Raw genomic sequence first — 19,720 nt, 5'->3', positions numbered from 1 at the left:
GCCGTAACCGCGGTTTCGCCCGCGGGTTTGATGGCGGGCCACCACCTGCCATCTGCCTCAAGGGATGCCGCCATGCGTGTGCTCGCCGTGCCGGTCCGCATCGATGCGTTGTGGCTCGCCGCCGAGCGGAACGTCACCGGCCCGGTGGCCGACTTCAGTCGCCTGCCCTACCTGGACCTGCGCAGCGGACGCGACGTCAACCAGGACCAGCCGTTCCTCAGCGACGCGGTGCTCTGCGCTGCGTTCGAGCAGGAGTTCACCCTTCCCCCCGGTGTCCACCTGCACTGGTCGCTGCCGGACACGCTCACCCGGCTGACCCACGGCGACGAGCCGCCCCGGGTGCCTGACCGGTGGCTGGTCACCCGGACCGACCGGGACGGTGGTCGGGCGCGGTGGGTGGTGGAGAGCGACGCCCTACGCGACGAGGGGGACGCGGTCGGCTACCCCCTGACGCCCGACGACCCGCCCGGTACGACCGGCCGCCCCTACCGTCGGCTGGGCCGGACGTTGCCGCTGGCCGACTGGCCCGGCACCGATGTCGACCGGGTGGCCCGGCTGACTGCTCTCGGCTACGGGGAGCCGAGCTTCGCCGCCAGCTACCCGAACTCGTACAGCGTCTTCGGGTTCTTCGACCCGGACCACCGCGAGCGTCCGCCGGCCGGAACCCGCTACGACCTGCTCGGATTCTATTCCCGGGGGGATTTCGACGAGCTGGCCCGCGCCCTGGCGGTCGGTGAGGTCGACGGGTGGGCCGACCAGATCGCCGACCGGCTCGGCTGGTCCACCACCCGGGTCGATGGTGCCGCGCCCGAGCGGATGGTCTGCGTCGGTCGGCTGATCTTCGACGAGGAGGGGGTCACCACCGTTCCGCCCGGCGTCGACGACAGTGGTGTCCGGATCGCCGACACCGCCGCCGAGGCGCTCGCCGGCCACCTCGGGGACGCGTTGCCCGGTGTCACCGCCGAGAGTATGGATCGGCTGCTGGCGGCGCTGGTCAGCGCGGACGAACTGGAAGCCGCCGCACTGGACCTGCCGATCCGGCTCGCCGAGGCCCGGCACACCGGCGCGTTCACCCCGGTCGCCGCCGGCCTGCGGTGGACGGTCCGGCCCGCCGACGCGCCCGCCCAGACCGATGCCGGGATGCTGGTCGCCGCCGCCGGCGACCGGGCCGCCGCGCCGGCCCGGGAACGCGCGGACCTCCCCACCGAGCTGGGTGACCTGCTGGTCGCGTTGAACGCCGCCCAGACCGCGTACGACAGGGCGGGGGCGGACGTCGACGGGGCCCGCCGCCGCCTCTTCGCGGACTGGCACCGCTACCTGGTCTGCGCCTACCCGCCGCCGGGGGAGTCGCACGACTATCCCGATCCGGATCTGGTCGCGCAGTACCTGCGGCAGGAGATGACCGATCTGGACGCGCTGCTGGCCGAGACCGGCGAGTTCCCGCCCGACGGGACGGGCGACACGCTGGCCCACCGGCTGCTGACCGCGCTGCGGGCGGTGGAGCAGGTGGTGGACTCGGTGAACGCCGCAGTTCCCGACGGGCTCGGCTACCGGTTGCAGCAGCTGCCCGACGACCCGTACTTCGTGCCGAACGAGCCGGTGGTGCTGCTCACCGGTGCCTCCGCGACTCCGTCGGACCGGTACGGCCGGGACGACGAGCATCCCGGTGGAGTGCTGCCCGGCGCGGTGCTGGAGGTGCCCGCGCCGAGCGACGCGGAGACCCTCGCCCAGCTCGGCGACCGGATCGACGCCTACCTGAGCTCACTCGACGAGCCGCATCCGGCGCTGCGCCGCTGGACCGGACAGCCGTGGCATCCGGTGCTGCTGCACTGGGAGGTCGAGTTCTTCCCGACCCGCACCGGCACGAACCTCGGACCGGACGGGCGGGACTACGACCCGGGCTTCGTCGAGGCCAGCTACCGGCTACCCCACGACGGTGTGGAGTTGACCCCCCGGCCGGGCCGGGCGGTGGCCGACGCGGTGGCCACCAGCTACACCGGCGTGACCGTGCTGTCCTCCGCCGCCCGGACGGTGCTCTCCACCCGGATCCTGCGGTATCTCACCGGCGCCCCGTTGCTGCGCCGCAACGACGAGCACCGGGTCGCCGGGGCCGAGCCGATCACCCCTGAACAGGCCCGGCAGGAGCCGGACCGGCTGCTGCGCTGGTGCGCCGACCAGAGCGACGAACCCCGGTTGCCGCTGCTCGCCGCCGCCTACGCCCATCTGGCCGAACACGAGAGCAGCAACCTCGCGCAGAGCCTCGGCGGCTTCAACGACGCCCTGGTCATGCACCGGCTGACCCGGCAGCTGCCGGTCGCCGACCCGCTCGGGTTCCCCGGCGACCAGCAGCTCGCCGCCGAGGTGCGGGACCGGGTCGCCGACCAGAACCGGCAGGCGCCCGTACCGCTGGCCGACTTCAACCCGATCCGGGCCGGCCTGTTGCGCGTCGCCCGGATCCGCATGGTGGACAACTTCGGCATCGGCCACGACGTACCGGTGGACCGGCTCGCCACCACGGACCGGTTGCGGGTCTCCGCCCGACCGGGCTGGGTGGAGTTGCCGCCCCGGCTGGCCCAACCGGCCCGCCTGCGGCTGCGCCTGCTCGACGCCGACCGCCCCGATCAGCCGTGCAGCGGTCTGGTCGAGTCCACACCGGTCTGTGGCTGGCTGCTGCCCGATTTTCTCGACGACGGGTTGCGGGTCCACGCCGAGACGGGGGAGTGGCTCGGCACGCTCCATCCCACCTCCGACGTGGACCGACCTGAGTGGGCGCTCTGGCGGGCCGCCCCGCTCAGCGGCGTGCCCGCCGTCGAACAGATCGACAATCCGGGGCTGCGGGCCGTCGTCTCCCGGCTGCGGGCGTACGGCCCCGGCCGGGTCGGTGACTTCCTCGGCGGACTGGACGACGCGTTGGACGCGGTGGAGCCGGCGGAGGCCGGCGCTCACCTGCTCCGGGCCCGGCTGACCGGCCGACCCGTCGCGGTGGTTCGGCTCACGGTCGGGCTGGAGTTGCTCGGTCCGCCCCCGATCCACCAGGACTGGAACGTGTTCCGTGAGGATCTCGGCCGGGCCGGCCGGGAGACCAACGGCTTTCCGCTGGTACGTTTCCCGGTCCGGATCGGTGAGCACGGCCGGCTCGGCGACGGCGTGTTGGGCTTCTGGCGTCACCAGCCCGACGGCGCTCTCGACCCGGACTACCACGATGTCGCCGCGATGGCCGCAGCCGGCGTCGATCCTCCGCTACGGCTGGCCTTCGGTCTGCCCGACGAGACGCTGACGGTGCTGCTGGAACCCGCGGGAGCGATCCACGCCACCACCGGCATCCTGCCCACCGTCTCGGTGCGTCTGGACACCGCCCACCACCACGACGCGCTGGCCCGCCTGGAGACCGGCTTCCTGGTGGCCCCGGTGCTGACCGGCGCGGACGAGGTCGGTCTCGCCCTGGCCGCCGAGCCGGGCCGGAGCTGGACCTGGCGCGAGCGCGACGCCACAGGCTGGACCGAGACCGACGACCCGCCCGGCCCGCAGGCCGGGTTCCCGACCGACCTGACCGCACGCGAGGGCTGGCTCGCCCTGCGCAGCAGCCCACCCGCCCCCACCCGATGAGCCACCAGCCGAACCCCACCGTCGGATCGAGGACCGCACCGATGCCGCAGATCACCCTCCAGCTCTCGCTGGACCAGACAAACACCGTCCTGGAAGCGCTCGGGCAACTGCCCTACGTGCGCGTCTACGCGCTGATCGAGGCGATCGGCGAGCAGGCCGGCGCCCAGCTCCAGCCGGCCACCGCCCCGGCCGCCGCGACCAGCCCGGTCACCGTGGGCGTCCCGACCACGTCCAGCGAGGTGGCGGCATGAGCGAGCGGTTGTTGCTGCACTGGCAGCTCGACGACCTGGCATCCGGTCCGCTGGTGGTCGGCACCCCGGTCGCCCGGACGACGGGCACGGTGGAGGGTGCTGCGGTGGTCCGCCCCGACGAGCGGTTCGGCAGCTGCCTTGAGCTGCGTGGCGGTGCCGCCGCGGTGACCAGCGTCTCGGCTCTGCCGGCACCGGTCACGGCGCAGGCCTGGGTGCGGGTTCCGCCGATGTCGGCCGACGCGGCGGGCGTCCTGTTCGGGCAGGCGGAGGGCTTCACGCTGTGGCTGCTCGGTGACGGTCGCCTCGTGCACCAGCTCGTCACCACCGACGGCATCGTCAAGCACGACACCCCCACCGGGACGCTGACCTTCGGCGAATGGCACCACGTGGCGGTGACCAGCGAGGACCGGACGGCCCGGGTCCTGCTCGACGGGGTGGTCGTCGCCGAGACCGCGCTGCCCGCGCCGGTGCGTGCCACGACGGCACCGTTCACGCTCGGGCGGGACCCCGACGCCGCCGGTTCGTACCTCGACTTCTCGGCGGCCCAGGTACGGGTGCACAGCGACACCCGGTCGGTCGAGGAGCTGCGTCAGGACATGGGCGCGGGGCAGGCCGTCCGGCCGTCGTTCGTGCGTACCCATCCGATCGGCTTCGAGCTGGTCGATGCCGACGAACAGCCGGTGCTCCGGATCGACGACACGCCGACCGGTCAACGCCTCACCCTGCGGCTGACCAACTCGTCGCGGCACGACCTGACCCTGTGGCCGGGGCTCGGGCCGGTCTCGGCGCAGGAGCACCACGTCGCGCTGCGGTTCCGGGGCGGGGTGCTGGCCGCCGGCTCCGTGCCCACCCTGTCGGTCCCGGGCTGGACCCTGACCACCGACGCGGGCCCCACCACCTGTTACCTGCGCGGGCCGGACGCCCTGACGATCCCGGCCGGCCAGAGCGTCGAGCTGCCGATCGCCGGGGTACGCGCCGACGCGGCCGGTGGCACCCGAGGCAGCCGGGTGGAGCTGGGCTACCGACGTGTCGGGTACGTCGGCGAGCCGACCGAGCTGACCGGCGCCCGGCACCAGATCCTGGAGATCGTCAACGACCGGGGCCGCTCCGATCCTCCGCTGCACCTGGGGCTGGTCGGCGGTGACCGGGTACTCAGCGACGGCGTGACCGCCAGCACCCTGCGCCTGCGGGTGGCGAACCTGTCCCGCGACGTCGCGGTGCCGCTGACCGGGGCCGACGGCGTGGCCCCGTCGGAGCTGGTGCTCTCCTTCGAGGTGCAGTTGGCCGAGGAGTCCCGGGACTGGGCGTTGACCGACGCCGGCACGGCCGGGGCGGTCGATCTCGCCGTCGGTGGGCCGGCCGGCGGTGGGTGGCAGGTCCGGCGGGAGCAGCTGGGCCAGCGCGCGCAGTGGACGCTGATTCCCGACGAGGACACCGCGGTACCGCCGGACGGCTGGTGGGACCTGACCCTCAGCGAGGTGCACGGTCTGGCCAGCCCGGGGCGGGCACCGGTGCTGCTCGCGTACCGCAACATTCCCGGTTTCCGGGACGGGGTGCTCGCCGTCGAGGTGGAGCGTGCGCCGCTGGTCTTCGCGGGCAGTGCGGCGGGGTTGGGTACGGTCGCTCCCGAGGCGCGGCTGCACGTCGTGGACCAGAGCACCAACGGTCACGCGGGCAGTGTGATCGTCGGACCGACGAACCAGCCCAACCTGCGGCTGGGCTACGACCGCGGCTACTCGTGGGTGCAGTCGCACGGTGGCGCGCCGTTGGCGATCAACCCGGTGGGCAACAACGTCGGGGTCGGCACCACCGCCCCGGTGGCGCGGCTGACCGTCCAGGCTGTCACCGACCACCTCCAGCTCCGCCGGGAGGAGCAGACCGGCGGCAGCCCGGTGTTCCTGGAGCTGTACCAGGCGGCGACCCCGAAGGGTGTGCAGGTCTACCCCAGCATCCGGTTCCACCACGCGGACGCGTTCTGGCACCGCATCGAGGCCAACCCCGACGGCATCACGTTCAAGCACGGGGGATCGGAGGGGCTGATCGACGTGCACGCCGCGGTGGCGCACGCCGCCGAGGTGCGGGCCAACCGGGTCCGGTCCGGTCAGGTGGTGGTCACCGCCGGCTCCGACCACCTTCAGCTGCGTCGCGACGAGCAGTCCGGCGGTGGGGCGCTGTTCCTGGAGCTGTTCCAGGCGCAGACGCCGAACGGTGTCGACGTCTATCCCAGCATCAGGTTCCACCACTCCCACAAGTTCTGGCACCGCATCGAGGGCCGCCCCGAGGGCATCACGTTCAAGGACGGGGGCTCCGAAGGGCTGATCGACGTGAGCGCCGCGCGGGGCACCTTCCAGGCGTTGACCGTGGACGGGGTCTCCATCGGCGCGCACGAACTGCGCGCGCTGGTGCGGCTCGCCGCCGGGCAGTTGGAGTTCGACCTCTTCAACGTGCTGCAGAACGAGTTCGCCTACGCCGCCGACTTCAGTCCCTTCGACAACGACCGGCGGCACGTCTTCACCTGGCGGCGCAAGGGCGAGCGGGTCGGCCAGGGCCGCTGGCGGATCGCCTTCCCGGGCTGAACGACGAGGAGGACGCGTTCCGATGGCACGCAAGCGCAAGATCGTCGAGGATCCGACCGCCAGCAAGAAGATCAAGATTGAGCCGGCGGACGTCACGAACCTGAAGCATCGCCTGACGCTGGGCGGCGACGGCAGCCTGACCGGCACCCGCGACGACGGGAACTTCTACGCCCGCTTCGTCAACATGGGCCAGGGCGACTGCATCGTGCTCAAGACCCCCGGCGGGAAGGTCGTCCTGGTGGACTGCGGCTCCTCCCGGACCGACGACGGCCTCTCCGACGCCTACCTGAAGCTCTTCGCCTACCACAACCTCTTCTGCGACCGGTTCCTCAGCGCCGACTATCCGCAGATCGACATTCTGATCCTCACCCACTGCGACAAGGACCACTTCAACAAGCTTAAGGAGGTCATGAAGCTGCACGACGGCGACGTCACCGTCGGCGAGATCTATCACAGCAGGGAGCTGAGTAAGTACAGCAGCACCCTCAGCAAATGGATCCAGCAGAGCCAGACCGGCACGGAGTGGTGGGTGACCTGCAACGAGGACACCGACGACAACGGCTCGACCACCCTGCAGCGCCGCGGCCCGAGCGACACCAAATACCAGCCCCACCCGCTCGGAGCCGGTCCACCCAGCCTCGATCCGGAGGGCGGGCTACGGATCCTGACCGAGCCCAACTGCACGATCACCATCCTGGCCAGTGGCGTCGAGGAGAAGTACGTCGCCGACGACGACACCAACGACGGCAACAACCGGGCCTGTGTGGTCACCCTGGTCGAGGTCTTCGGCAGGAAGCTGCTGCTCTGCGGGGACGCCACCTGGTCGACCGAGGAGTACCTCATGACGAAGAGCATCTGGGCGAAGAAGTACAAGAAGCGGCTCAAGAACGTGAACATCGTCCACGTCGCCCACCACGGCAGCGTCAACACCTCCTCCTCGCCGGAGTTCGTGCAGCTCGTCGCGCCCACCGAACGCGCGCTGATCAGCTCCGGCAAGGTCGGTGACCCGGGGTACGGGCTTCCGTCCCGCGCCGTGGTGCAGCGGTACCACAACCAGTTCGTGACAGACGGCAAAGCAGCGTCCGCACACGACGTCTGGTCGTACCCCAACGGAATCGTCACGCCGTCGTCGGCAGAGAACATCACGACCCCGGTCTACTCCACCGGATCGGTCGTGCCCCAGCCGCTCACCCTGTCGCCGTTGGACATCACCTGGGTGGCACCAGGATGAACCGCCGGGACCTCGCCGTACTGACGGCCGCCGTCGACGCCGGCACGTTCGACCTTGCGGTGGACACGCTCCCCGCACGGGTCGCCGGGTACCTCGGCCGTTTCCTGCCCACCCACCGGATCACGCTCACCGCCGCCACCCGGCCGGTCCCGGGCGATGACACCGTCGTCAGCGGCACCGGGGACACCGCACCGTTCGCCGCGATGTCCGTGACGATCCGGTTCACGCTGGTCGCCGAGGAGGTCACCGGAATCGTCGTCACGGCCACCGCCGGGCCGGGCTGGTCCCTCGCCGACGCCTTCCCGGCGCTGCGCGGCGGGCTCCTCGCCGACCTGCGCTTCGACGGCCCCACCCTGACCCTGGACTCGACCCTGCTCGACGGGACCGACCCCGCGCCCGCCGTGGCCGACGTGCCGATGGCCTTCAGCGGTGACCTGCGGATCACCCCCGCGATGAGCCTGCTGACCCTGCTCTTCCCCGGCACCGCCCACCCGGTGACCGGAACGCTCACCATGCGCCGGGTCGCCCCCACCGACCTGCCCGTGCCGACCCCGCTGGTGCCCGAGGTGGAGCTGGCCGGCTATCGGGGACACCAACTCGACCTCGGTCCGGTCACCCTCACCGACCTGCGGTACGAGCTGGTCGGCCGGCCGCAACTCAACGTCTCCACCATCGACCAGGAGGTGGTTGCGTACGTCCGGGTCGGCGGCGCGCTGCCCGTCAGCACGGCCGACGGTCCTGCCGGTGCGACCCGGACCAGGTCGGTCCTGGTCAGCGCCATGGTCGGCGGGTGGCGGCAGTCGATCCGGCTCGCGGCGGACTTCGGGCCGCTCGGCCCGGTCACCATGGCCGACATCGCCGGCCTGCTCGGGCAGTCCAGTCTCACCGTCCCGTTCGGCATCGATCCCGGTGCCGGCATCACCCTCGGCGAGGTCGCCCTGACCGTGACGCCCGGGACGGCCCGCCCGGTCGACCGGGTGACCGCGACCGTCTACACGCAGGCCGACTGGGTGATCGTCACCGACCTGCTGACCCTGGAACAGATCGACGTCAACGTCCGGGTAAACGACCCGTTCGGCAGCCCTGCCCTCGGCGTCACCGTGAACGGCCTGGTCGGCATCGGCGAGGAGGGCACGCTGGAGCTCTTCGCCGATCCGGGCACCCGGCAGCTCGGCGGGCACCTGCGCGAGGGCGACCCACCGCTGCGCATCCGAGAGGTGTACGAACACTTCACCGGAGGTGACCCGACCCACCTGCCCGACCTCGCCGTGGACGCGTTCATGGCCGAGGTGGCCCTCCCGGGCAGCGGCACCGAGGGCACCAGCTTCACCGGCATGATCGAGATCGACGGCGTCTGGGCGATCACCGACGGAGTCGAGCTGCGGGCCGTCAGCTTCGCCCTGGACCACACGTCGGCCTCGACCACCTTCCTGGCCGAGGCCCTGTTCGACCTGCACCAGGTAAGCCTCCGGGTGCGGGCCGGCTACGACCCGTCGCCGCAGCGCGGGTGGGAGTTCGCCGGGGAGACCGGGCCGGGCCAGCGGATCCCGATCGGTGGGCTCTTCGACGACCTGGCGAGCCGCCTCGGCGGGCCCGCACTGCCGGCCCCGCTGGCCGGGGCGACCGTGGAGAACCTCGCGATGGCGGTCTCCACCGGAGCGAAACGGCTGGCGGTCACCGGGCAGGCCCGGTTCCCGGTCGACGACACCGAGGTGGCGCTCACCGTCGCCGTGGACACCGCCGCCCGGTCCGTCGCCGGCGCGTTGGCGCTGGCCGTACCGGTCGACGGGGGAACCTTCCACCCCCGGCTCGACGTGCACTTCGCTCAGGACCCGACGGCCCGCCGGCTGGCCGCGTCGTACTCGCACGCCACCACCGATCCGGTGCCGGAACTGCGCGCCCTGGTGGGGGCGCTGTCGGCGTCGGCCGCCGGCCACGTACCCGAGGGGGTGCGGCTCGACCTGCGCCGGGCGCTGTTCGCGCTGGCCGCCCCGAGCACCGGCAGCGCCACGAAGTCGTACGTCTTCGGGGTGGAGGTCGCCGCCACGCTCGACCTGGCGAAGCTGCCGGTCGTCGGTGACCACCTCACCGGAGCGACCACCATGGGCGTCGACCCGCTACGGGTGATCGCCAGCACCGCGGCGCTCGTCGCGGCCGAGGCCGCCGCGCTCAACGCGCTGCTGCCCGACACCGCCCCCCGGCTGCCCACCGGCGACCTCGCCGCCGGCTTCACCGTCGACGCCACCGTCATGCTCGGGCCGCTGACCCAGGCGCTCGCCGTGCCGGTCGGCGGCCGGCCGGGGGTCGCGGCACCGACCTCCGGCAGCCCCGGGCCGGCACCTACCAACCCGCCGGTACGCACCGGCGACGACGCGTCGTGGATCACCGTGCAACGGTCGTTCGGCCCGCTGCACATCGCCCGGGTCGGCCTGGCGTTCCGTAGGCCACCGGCCGGCGGTGCCCGGATCGCGCTGCTGCTCGACGCGTCGGTGACGGTGGCCGGCCTGACCCTGTCGCTGACCGGCCTCACCGTCGAGGTGTCCGCCTCCGCCCCGCTCAGCCTGCCGACCTTCGACCTCGGCGGCATCGGCCTGTCGTACGCCAGCGGCCCGCTGCGGGTGGACGGGGCGTTCCGCAAGAGCACGATCACCTACGAGGGACACAGCTACCCCGCGTACAGCGGTGGACTGCAGCTTCGTACCCTGTCGTTCTCCCTCGGCGCGCTCGGCGCGTACGCCCAGCTGCCCGCCGGGCCGTCGCTGTTCGCCTACGCCTTCCTCAACGGCATCCAGGGCGGCCCACCGTTCCTGTCGGTACGCGGACTCGCCGCCGGGTTCGGCTACAACCGCCGGTTCATCGCCCCCGAGATCGCTGCGGTGGCGACGTTCCCGCTGGTCATCGACGCGATCAGTGGGCCACCGCCGGGCACCACCCTCGCCGACGAGCTGCGGATCCTCGACGACTACCTGCCGCCGTCGGTCGGGGACTACTTTCTCGCCCTCGGCCTGCGGCTCAACTCGTTCGAGATGGTGGACTCGTTCGTGCTGGTCGCCGCCTCCCTCGGGCACCGCTTCGAGCTGGACGTGCTCGGCCTGTCCACGGTGGTGCTCCCGGCCCCGGAACCGGCCGCCTCCCCGGTCCCTCCGATCGCGCAGGTCCAACTCGCGCTGCGGGCCAGCATCGTGCCGGAGGACGGCTACCTGACGGTGGTCGCCCAGCTCACCCGGGCGTCGTACCTGCTGTCCCCCGACTGTCACCTCACCGGCGGTCTCGCCTTCTCCACCTGGTTCGCCGGAGACCACGCAGGTGACTTCGCCCTGACCGCCGGCGGCTACCACCCGCACTTCCCGGTGCCGGCGCACTACCCGAACGTGCCCCGGCTCGGCTTCAGCTGGCAGGTCTGCGAGCAGCTCAGCATCTCCGGCGGCGGCTACTTCGCGTTGACCCCGAGCATGCTGATGGCCGGCGGTCGGGTCAGCGCGGTGTGGCAGGACGACTCGCTGCGCGCCGCCTTCGACGCCTCGATGGACTTCCTGCTCTCCTGGCAGCCGTACCACTACGAGGCGGCCCTGCACGTCGGCGTCACCGCGTCGTACACGTTCCAGGCCTTCGGCGCGCACACGATAAGCGTGCACGTCGGCACCGACGTCCAGCTCTGGGGCCCGGACTTCGGCGGCACCGCGCGTATCGACCTGGACGTCACCAGCATCGACATCACGTTCGGGGCCGCCGCCACGTCCACCCCCACCCCGTTGACGTGGTCCCGCTTCCGGGACACCCTGCTGCCGCCCCGGGAACAGGTGGTCGGTCTGTCCCTGCGCGCCGACTCGCACCGCAGCACCCCGGACGCCGCCGCCGACGACCTGGGCATCGCCGACCCGACCGGGCTGGTGCTGACCAGCAGCAGCGCCGTGCCGGCCAGCAGCGCGGTGCGCGGCACCGGGCAGACCGCCCTGCCCACCGGGTCCGGACGGACCCTGTTCGGCGTCGGACCGGTCGACGTCGCGGTAGGCGCCGTCACCGCCGTGCACCGGATCGCCATCACCCACGAGGGCACCCCGGTCGAGGACCGGTTCGACTACACCCCGGTCCGCGCCGATCTGCCGTACGCGCTGTGGGGCGGGCGGCTCCGGGCCGAGGTCACCGACCCGGCGCTGCTGACCGACCTGGTCACCGGGTACGAGATCCGGCCCCGACCGGCGGTCACCCCCGCCGACCCGGCCTGGGTCGACCGGGCGCACCTGCGCGCGGGCACCCCGCTGTACACCCGGGAGGCGATCGCCCTCGATCCGCCGCCGCGCTGGCAGGTGGCACCCGACGAACCGGCCGCCCGCGCGGCCACCATCGAGCAGACGATCACCGCGCCCACCGTCGCCGCCGCCCGGGCCGGTGTGCTCGCCGCGTTGCTGCCCTCGGCGCGGGTCGACCTCGCCGGCTTCGACACCAGCCAGTTCCACGCGATCCCCCAGGTGGCCGCCCATGTCTGAGTCCCGTCTGGAGTTCCGCGCCCACCACCGTCCGGTGCTGCCCGCCGGCGACTACCAGGTCACCGTCTCGCAGCAGGTGAGCCTGGAACCGGAGGACTTCACCGTGACCCGGCGGTTCACCGTCGCCGGTGACCGGTTCGGTCTCGCCCCGTCGCTGATCCGGGCGGTGTTCCCGCCACACGGCAGCGTGGGCGACCACGGCAACGTACTGCCGCACGTGGTGTTGGAGCGGGCCACCCTGCCCTGGGAACGCAGCCCGGTCGGCGACGACCCGGCGGCCGCACCCTGGCTGGCGCTGTTGCTCTTCACCGAGGACGAACGGCCCGAGCCGCACACCGTACCGCTCGGCCAGCTCGGGACGGACAGCTGGCTGCCCACGGCGGCGTCCACCCCGGAGCGACACGAGTCGGCCCAGGATCCGGTCACCGTCATCGACGTCCCACTCGACCTGTTGACGGAGCTGCTGCCCGACTACGCCGAGCTGCCGCTGCTCGCGCACGTACGCGCCGGCGACGGCGACGCGGCCGAAGCGGCCGTGGTGGTCGGCAACCGGCTGCCGACACCCGGGGGCACCAGCACGGTGCACCTGGTCTCCCTGGAACACCGGTTCCGGACCACGGGCGACGGGCCGGCGGTCTTCGACCCCGGACCGGCCCCGGGCGGCGGCCGGACGCACACCGTCCGCCTGGTCAGTCTGACCAGTTGGCGGTTCGCCTCGGTGAGTGCCGACCACACCTTCGCCACGCTGGTACGGGACCTGGCCGACGACGGCGGCACGCTCCGGCTGCCGCCGGCCGGAGGCGCTGCCGTCGACCGCTACCTCGCAGCGGGGTTCGTGCCCCTGCGGCACCAGTTGCGTCAGGGCGGGCGCAGCATCGGCTGGTACCGGGGTCCGCTGGTCCCCGGCCCGACCGACGGCGGCCCGGTCGCACCGACCCGGACCGGGGACGCGCTGTTGCGCTTCGACACCGAGCTGGGCATGTTCGACCTCGGGTACGCCGCAGCCTGGCAGCTCGGCCGACTGCTGGCGCTGAGCAGCGGCGACGTCGCCACCGGCCTGTACGGGTGGCGCCGCCGCCGGGACCAGCGGGCCAAGCAGCAGGTGGATCCCGGGTACCCGCTCGCCGTGGCGCCGATCGACGACACGCTGCCGGCCGGCGTGCTCGACTGGCTGACCGGTCTGACCCGCCTCGACGGGATCCCGCTCACCTACCTGGTGCCCGACGAGCGGCTGCTGCCGGCCGAGACGATCAGGTTCCTCGGCGTGGACCAGACCTGGGTTCGGCACCTGCTCGACGGGGCGACCAGCATCGGCCGGCTCGGGCCGGCCGACGAGGAACGCGACGCGGTGGCCCCGGTGCCGGTGGATTTCCCCACCGTCACCGGCGCGCTCATCCGTTCCGACGTGGTCTCCGGTTATCCGGCGCTGCTCGTCGACGGTTACGCCGACCTGGCGGGCAGGCAGCCGTTGGTGTCCTGGGGGAGCCGCCGGCTCGCCCCGGACATCCTGCTCTGCCTCTTCACCGGCGACCAGCTCGCCCGGCTGGACCTGCATCAGCCGCCGGAGGCGCAGCACCTGGCGGTCGAGCCGGACACCTCCGGCACCTCCTTCGGGCGGGTGCTGCGTGCTCCCGGGGGCACCGACGACCCGCCGGGACACCTCGGCCCGTTGCCGTTCGGGCCCCGGGGGACGGTGCCGATGCGGGAGTTGGCCGGGGCGGTGGCGCAGGCGCTGGGGCGGCCCGCGGCCGAGGTCGACGCGGGTGATCTGGCCCTGCAACTGACCGAGACCGCCGAGCGGGTCACCTTCCTGCGGGTCGGGTCGGCGTGACGGGGTGCCGGCCCGGTCGGCCGATCGGACGGTGACGACCACCTTGGCCCGGGCGTCTTCACGCTCGAGGTAAAGCCGGAGACCTTCTTGTGTTGTCTCATTCCGACGCCGAGTGTGCGATTATCGCACTATGGCTGATGGCTGGGACTGGCCGCTCGTCGGTGAGCAGGTACGGCGGGCCCGCCTGTCGTTAGGGATGTCGCAGCAGGATCTCGCGGCGGTGGTGGGGCTGGACCGGACGATGCTGGCCAAGGTCGAGGCGGGCAGCCGTCGCGTGGACGGTTTGGAGTTGGCTCGGCTTTCCAAGGCTCTGAAGGTGTCGATGGAGTACCTGATCCATCCACCGCCGGCGGTGGTGTCCCGACGGACGGCGCCACTGACCGAGGAGACCGACACCCAAGTAGCACGTTCGTCGGAGCGCCTTGAGATCGCCATGGTCGAGTGGCTCCGTCATGTCGAGCAGTTGCGGGATATCGGGGTGTTGCGTGCCCGTTCGCTGCTTCGCTACCCGCACCCGGTGGCCAGCGAGGATGACGCTCGTCGGGCAGCCCGTTGGTTACGACAGCGGTTCGGGCTCGGTGCGGAGCCGATCGACAGCATCATGGACGTCTGTGAGCGCGCAGGTCAGTGGGTGCTGGTCACCGATCTGCCGGGCGACGGCGCATCGCTGGTCGAGGGAGACACTGCCGTCGCTGTCGTCAGCACGGTGGGTGATCCTGGCCGTCGTCGGGCTACCGCAGCACACGAGTTGGGGCATCTCATCGTTGGTGACGAGTACTCCGCCGACCTCGGTGTGAGTACATCGCGGGCGGAGCGGGAGGCGGTGATCGACGTCTTCGCGGCGGAACTGCTGCTGCCGGTGCAGGCGTTCGCGCTCACCGCAGACAACGCGACGATAAGCCGGGAACAGCTCGTCGGCTACGCGGCCCGATACCGTACGTCCTGGTTGTTGGCATTGCGGCAGGCTGAGCAGGCGGGGGTGATCGACCCGGATACCCGAAGGACCTGGAGCCAGGCTCGGCCCACGTACGCGGAGTTCATGGAGGCGCTGGGCTGGGCACCGCAGCCCGACCTCGCGTCAGTACGGGTATCGCCCGCCTACGCGCAGGCCGTGATGGAGGCGTTGCGGAACAGGCGAATCACCCGGGCGAGGGCTGTGGAGTTGATGCATGACCAGATTGTCGAGGCGGACCTGCCGCAGGACGACGACTCGGAGATCGCCCCGTGAGTTTGATGGCACAAGGCGCATCCGTCGTTGTGCTCGACACGATGGTCCTCAGCCACTTCACTCTCGCTGACCGGCTGGACGTCCTGCAGGATCTGCTGCTCGATGCCGACTGCTGGACGACGAAGATGGTGCGGGAGGAACTGCGAGTGGGTTCGCAGGCGTATCGGGAACTGGTCGTCGCATGCGAGGCGGACTGGCTGACCACTGCCGAACTGGACACGCTCGACGAGGTGCGGTGTTTCACCAAACGGGCCGCCCGGCTCGGCTCGGGCGATCGCGACATCCGTTCTTGCCGCCGCCGAACTGCGGGCAGGCGTGGCCATCACGGACGACAGGAACGCGACCCAGGTTGCCCGTACCCACGGTGCCCGCGTCCACGGCACCATCTGGCTTCTCGCCGGTGCCTGCCGGGACGGCAAGCAGACCCCGACGGCTGCCGGCAACCTCATCGAGGCGCTGCGAGCGACCGGTGCTCGCCTGCCCTGCTCCGGGGCGGGGTTCCCGAACTACGCCCGTAGGCACAACCTCCTGTAACCGCCATGGACAGCTTCGTGATCCGACGATTCGGTGCACACTGAGTCACGCTCGCCGCTGAGGCACCGGTCCAGGTCAAGGCGATGGTTCCGCACATCACGTCGTCGCGGCTGGCGCTGACCCTGCTGCGTCCCGGTCGGTTCGAGCTCGACACGCTTGCCAACTGGGTGTGGAACACCGAGACGCAGGAGCGCCCGCGGGCATTGCTGCGGTCCATGCTGGGCCTGGACCGTAAGCGTGTCGCCGCGGCGATGAACACGCTCCCGTTGACCGGTGTGGACACGGCACTGCTCGGTCACGAGTCACCGTTCTTTCAGGAGACGCTGCGGTACGACCAGAACCACCCGTACTGGAAGGACGAGGACCACAGCGGCGCCGTCGGCGACGTGACCGTGCCGGTCAGCTCGATCACCGGGTGGTACGACATCTTCCTGACCGACCAGCTGCGCGACTTCCAGGCCCTGGCCGCCGCCGGCCGCAACCCCCGGCTGACCGTCGGCCCGTGGTGGCACGCCGCCCCGGTGGGCATGGGCGCCGCGATCGAGCAGGTGGTCGACTGGGGGGCCGCGCTCGCACGGGGCGAGCAACCGGCCGACCGGGCGCCGGTACGGTTGTTCGTGATGGGTGCCGGGCAGTGGCGTGACTTCGACCAGTGGCCACCGGCGGGGTACCCGCAGCAGCGCTGGCACCTGCGCTCCGGCGGCGCGCTGGAGCGGGGGGTGAACCCGGCCTCGCCGCCGAGCACCTTCAGCTACGACCCGAACGACCCGACCCCGTCGGTGGGCGGGCCGAAACTGGACGGTAACGGTCCCGGCCCCAAGGACAACCGGTCGCTGGAGAAGCGGGCGGACGTGCTGACCTTCACCTCACCGGTGCTCGAGTCCGACCTGGAGGTTGTCGGGCAGGTCACGGCGCAGGTGTGGCTGCGCGCCGACCGGCCCAGCCATGACCTGTTCGTCCGGCTGTGCGACGTCGACGAGCGCGGCAAGTCGATCAACGTGTGCGACGACCTGGTCACCGTTCGGCCCGACGGCACGACCGAGGTGACCGTGGAGCTGTCACCCACCGCGTACGTCTTCCGGCGCGGGCACCGCCTGCGCGTTCAGGTGTCCGCCGGGGCGTTTCCCCGGTTCGCCCGCAACCTCGGCGGGGACGAGCCGGTCGCGACCGCCACGACCACCCACGTCACCCACCTCGAGATCCTGCACGATGGCGACCACCCCTCCGCGATCCTGTTGCCGGCGAAGGCCTGAACCCGCTCCTCGGTCGCGGCCCGAAGCGGCGAGGGAGGAGGATGGGGCAGTGGACATCGAGCCGGTCGACCCCGCCCCGAGCCGGGCGTTCTCCCGGGCGAGCCTGCGGCAGTACTGGAAAGATCTCACGTTCGTGCACTGGGCGGTCGCGCCGGAACTCGTCGCACCGCTGCTGCCCTCCGGCACCCGTCCGGACACCCTCGACGGATTGACCCATGTCGGTCTCGTCGGCTTCCAGATGGTCGGGCTGGGCCTCGGCCGGGGGCCGCGGGTGCCGTACTTCGGCACCTTCTGGGAGACCAACGTCCGGCTCTACTCCGTCGACGACGCCGGGCGACGCGCCGTGGTGTTCCGGTCGCTCGACGCGTCCCGGCTGGTACCCGTGCTCGTCGCCCGGGCGAGCCTGCGGTTGCCGTACCTGTGGTCGAAGATGGGGATCGACCGTGACGGCGACATCTGCACGTACCGTTGCCGGCGTCGCTGGCCCGGCCCGGCCGGCGCGGCGAGCCGCATGGTGGTCCGGGTCGGCGACCCGATCGCCGACCCGACCCCGCTGGAACACTTTCTCACCGCCCGCTGGGGGTTGCACACCCGGGCGTACGGACGCACGCTGCACCTGCCGAACTGGCACCCCCGTTGGCCGCTGCACCGGGCCGAGTTGCTGCACCTGGATGACGGACTGGTCGCCGCCGCCGGGCTGCCCGCGCCCGCCGCAGCGCCGGTGAGTGTGCTGTACGCCCCCGGCGTGCCGGTCGTGTTCGGCCTGCCCACCGTCGCGGGCGGGGTAGCGACCTGCACGCCGCCGTAGGCGAGGTGCAGCCCCTCGACGTCGAGCCACCCCGCACGACCACCTCCGCGCGCTCTGACGCCGGCTCCTGTCCCCGTACCGTCGGCTCCGATGTGGCGCCAGTGCCACCGCGTCACACGTTGGGGGTGACACGGCACCACTGTCGGCACGATGCGCCGGCTGGTGGCATGAAGACAAGTGATGCAGGGGAGAGGAAGCGCCGTGAGACCACCAGTCGGAGGTAGAACGTGAAACAACGCCGAATCGTGGGCCGGGGGATGGCTGTCACGGTCGCCGTCGGGCTCGTCGCGACCCTGACCGCGGTGCCCGCCGGGGCGGACGAGCCGGGGGTGCAGGTCCAGTGGGGAGCCTGCCCCGAGCAGGTCGCGGCCGTATCGCCGTCGTTGCAGTGCGCGACGGTGCCGGTTCCGCTGGACTACGGCGACCCGGCCGGTGCCGAGATCGAGATCATGGTGTCGCGGATCGCCAGCCAGAACCCGTCCGAGCGCCGGGGCATCCTGCTGCTCAACCCGGGCGGGCCGGGTGCCTCCGGGCTGACGATGCCGGCGGACATGGTCAGCCTCGGCCTGCCGTCCACCGTGTCGAACAGCTACGACCTGATCGGCGTGGACCCCCGTGGGGTCGGGCAGTCGGCCCCGGTGAGCTGTGCCTTCACCGGCGACCTGGACTACCGTGGCAACGTTCCGCCGTACGCGGTGGACGACGCGGCGGTCGCGGAGCAGGCGACGATCGCGAAGACGGTCGCCGAGCGGTGCGCGGCCAACGACACCGAGGGCCGACTGCGGCACCTGACCACGGCGAACACGGCGCGCGACCTGGACTCGGTCCGAGTCGCGCTCGGCGAGGAGAAGGCCAGCTTCTACGGGGCGTCGTACGGGTCGGCGTTGGGTGCCGCGTACGCGTCGATGTTCCCGGAGACCACCGACCGGGTCGTGCTCGACAGCAACGTCGGCGACACCCACCTCAGCCGCGCGGCCCTGCGCCGGTTCGCGCTGGGTATGGAGCAGACGTTCCCCGACTTCGCGGCGTTTGCGGCGGCGCGGCATGGCGCGTACGGCCTGGGCCGCAACCCGGCGCAGGTGACCAGGAACTGGTTCACCCTCGCCGAACGGCTCGACCGGACCCCGGTCGCCGGCGTCGACGGCGCTACCTTCCGGTTCCTCACCTTCACGGCGCTCTACAGCGAGGCGCAGTACGGACTGTTGGCGCAGACCTGGCAGTCGCTGCTGAACTCCGACGAGGCCGCGGTCACCCGGCTCGTGGCCAGGGCCGACAGCCGGTCGGTCCCGCAGCGCACGAACCGGGCCGACGATCCGGTGGAGCTGCTGCCGTGGGACAACAACTGGTCGGCGTTCCTCGCCGTGACCTGCAACGACTCCGACTGGCCGGAGAACGTGGCGCGGTACCAGGCCTCGGTGGCCACGGACCGCGAGAAGTTCCCCATGTTCGGCGCCGCCGGGGCGAACATCGTCCCCTGTGCCTACTGGGCGCACGAGCCGTCCGAGCCGCCGGTGGCGATCAACGACGACGGCCCGCGCAACGTGCTGATCCTGCAGAACCGGCGGGACCCGGCCACCCCGCTGCGTGGGGGGAAGCTGCTCCGGGAGAAGTTCGACGACCGGTCCCGGCTGGTGACCGTCGACGGTAGCGGGCACGGCGTCTACGTCTTCGGTGACAACGCGTGCGCGCTCAACGTCACCACGGCCTACCTGGTCGACGGCACGATGCCGGAGGACAGGTTCTGCGGCCCCGGGACGCGGACGCTCGACGCCGAGGCCGCGCGGCAGCGGGCCGAGACCCTCGACCGACTGCGTCGCGCACTCTGATCGTCGGTCGTGGACGGGCAGGACGGGGGAGCCGGTGGTGTGTCCGCCACCGACTCCCCCGTGAGGCGAGGTCCTGGGTACGTGATCAA

10 protein-coding genes and 1 pseudogene are annotated in these 19,720 nt (G+C 72.0%); all 11 read left to right on the top strand.

Annotation, left to right across the window (positions count from 1 at the left end):
* The first annotated feature begins 72 nt into the window (after window positions 1-72).
* The 11 genes and pseudogenes from ACN28G_RS14280 (at window position 73) to ACN28G_RS14230 (ending at window position 19,631) form a co-directional block, all read left to right on the top strand.
* Window positions 73-3,606 (top strand): hypothetical protein, encoded by a 3,534-nt coding sequence (locus ACN28G_RS14280; protein ID WP_421479339.1) that lies wholly within the window; start codon window positions 73-75, stop codon window positions 3,604-3,606.
* Window positions 3,607-3,647: 41 nt separating this feature from the next.
* On the top strand, window positions 3,648-3,857 hold the full coding sequence (locus ACN28G_RS14275; protein ID WP_421479338.1) for a hypothetical protein: 210 nt from the start codon (window positions 3,648-3,650) through the stop codon (window positions 3,855-3,857).
* Complete coding sequence (locus tag ACN28G_RS14270) at window positions 3,854-6,433, top strand: LamG-like jellyroll fold domain-containing protein (protein WP_421479337.1); 2,580 nt, start codon at window positions 3,854-3,856, stop codon at window positions 6,431-6,433. The genes ACN28G_RS14275 and ACN28G_RS14270 overlap by 4 nt, the downstream gene beginning before the upstream one ends.
* A 22-nt stretch (window positions 6,434-6,455) precedes the next feature.
* Window positions 6,456-7,664, top strand: coding sequence for a ComEC/Rec2 family competence protein (locus ACN28G_RS14265; protein WP_421479336.1), 1,209 nt, complete (start codon window positions 6,456-6,458; stop codon window positions 7,662-7,664).
* On the top strand, window positions 7,661-12,151 hold the full coding sequence (locus tag ACN28G_RS14260; RefSeq protein WP_421479335.1) for a DUF6603 domain-containing protein: 4,491 nt from the start codon (window positions 7,661-7,663) through the stop codon (window positions 12,149-12,151). The genes ACN28G_RS14265 and ACN28G_RS14260 overlap by 4 nt, the downstream gene beginning before the upstream one ends.
* Entirely contained in the window at window positions 12,144-13,982 is a 1,839-nt protein-coding gene (locus ACN28G_RS14255) for a hypothetical protein (protein ID WP_421479334.1), read from the top strand. Before ACN28G_RS14260 ends, ACN28G_RS14255 begins: the two co-directional genes overlap by 8 nt.
* Before the next feature lie 130 nt (window positions 13,983-14,112).
* Window positions 14,113-15,210, top strand: a complete 1,098-nt coding sequence (locus ACN28G_RS14250) for a helix-turn-helix domain-containing protein (RefSeq protein WP_421479333.1) — start codon at window positions 14,113-14,115, stop codon at window positions 15,208-15,210.
* A 315-nt stretch (window positions 15,211-15,525) separates the two neighbouring features.
* Window positions 15,526-15,744 carry a hypothetical protein gene (locus ACN28G_RS14245; protein WP_421479332.1) on the top strand — a complete coding sequence of 73 codons (219 nt, stop codon included), beginning with the start codon at window positions 15,526-15,528 and terminating at the stop codon, window positions 15,742-15,744.
* 59 nt (window positions 15,745-15,803) lie between these two features.
* A pseudogene (locus ACN28G_RS14240) lies at window positions 15,804-16,997 on the top strand (CocE/NonD family hydrolase); the annotation flags it as partial.
* Between the two features lie 49 nt (window positions 16,998-17,046).
* Window positions 17,047-17,805, top strand: a complete 759-nt coding sequence (locus ACN28G_RS14235) for a YqjF family protein (protein ID WP_091439968.1) — start codon at window positions 17,047-17,049, stop codon at window positions 17,803-17,805.
* A gap of 257 nt (window positions 17,806-18,062) precedes the next feature.
* Window positions 18,063-19,631 carry an alpha/beta hydrolase gene (locus ACN28G_RS14230; protein ID WP_421479331.1) on the top strand — a complete coding sequence of 523 codons (1,569 nt, stop codon included), beginning with the start codon at window positions 18,063-18,065 and terminating at the stop codon, window positions 19,629-19,631.
* Window positions 19,632-19,720: the final 89 nt, after the last annotated feature.

Origin of the sequence: Micromonospora sp. WMMA1923, assembly GCF_049179195.1 — a bacterium.
Taxonomy (GTDB): Bacteria; Actinomycetota; Actinomycetes; order Mycobacteriales; family Micromonosporaceae; genus Micromonospora; species Micromonospora yangpuensis.
This window is presented reverse-complemented; position numbering and strand designations above follow the sequence as displayed.

Excerpts from the sequence above, each read along its gene's own strand:
- ACN28G_RS14255 (WP_421479334.1), top strand. The coding sequence starts at position 12,144 with ATGTCTGAGTCCCGTCTGGAGTTCCGCGCCCACCACCGTCCGGTGCTG.
- ACN28G_RS14230 (WP_421479331.1), top strand. The coding sequence starts at position 18,063 with ATGGCTGTCACGGTCGCCGTCGGGCTCGTCGCGACCCTGACCGCGGTG.
- ACN28G_RS14265 (WP_421479336.1), top strand. The coding sequence starts at position 6,456 with ATGGCACGCAAGCGCAAGATCGTCGAGGATCCGACCGCCAGCAAGAAG.
- ACN28G_RS14250 (WP_421479333.1), top strand. The coding sequence starts at position 14,113 with ATGGCTGATGGCTGGGACTGGCCGCTCGTCGGTGAGCAGGTACGGCGG.
- ACN28G_RS14275 (WP_421479338.1), top strand. The coding sequence starts at position 3,648 with ATGCCGCAGATCACCCTCCAGCTCTCGCTGGACCAGACAAACACCGTC.
- ACN28G_RS14260 (WP_421479335.1), top strand. The coding sequence starts at position 7,661 with ATGAACCGCCGGGACCTCGCCGTACTGACGGCCGCCGTCGACGCCGGC.
- ACN28G_RS14280 (WP_421479339.1), top strand. The coding sequence starts at position 73 with ATGCGTGTGCTCGCCGTGCCGGTCCGCATCGATGCGTTGTGGCTCGCC.
- ACN28G_RS14270 (WP_421479337.1), top strand. The coding sequence starts at position 3,854 with ATGAGCGAGCGGTTGTTGCTGCACTGGCAGCTCGACGACCTGGCATCC.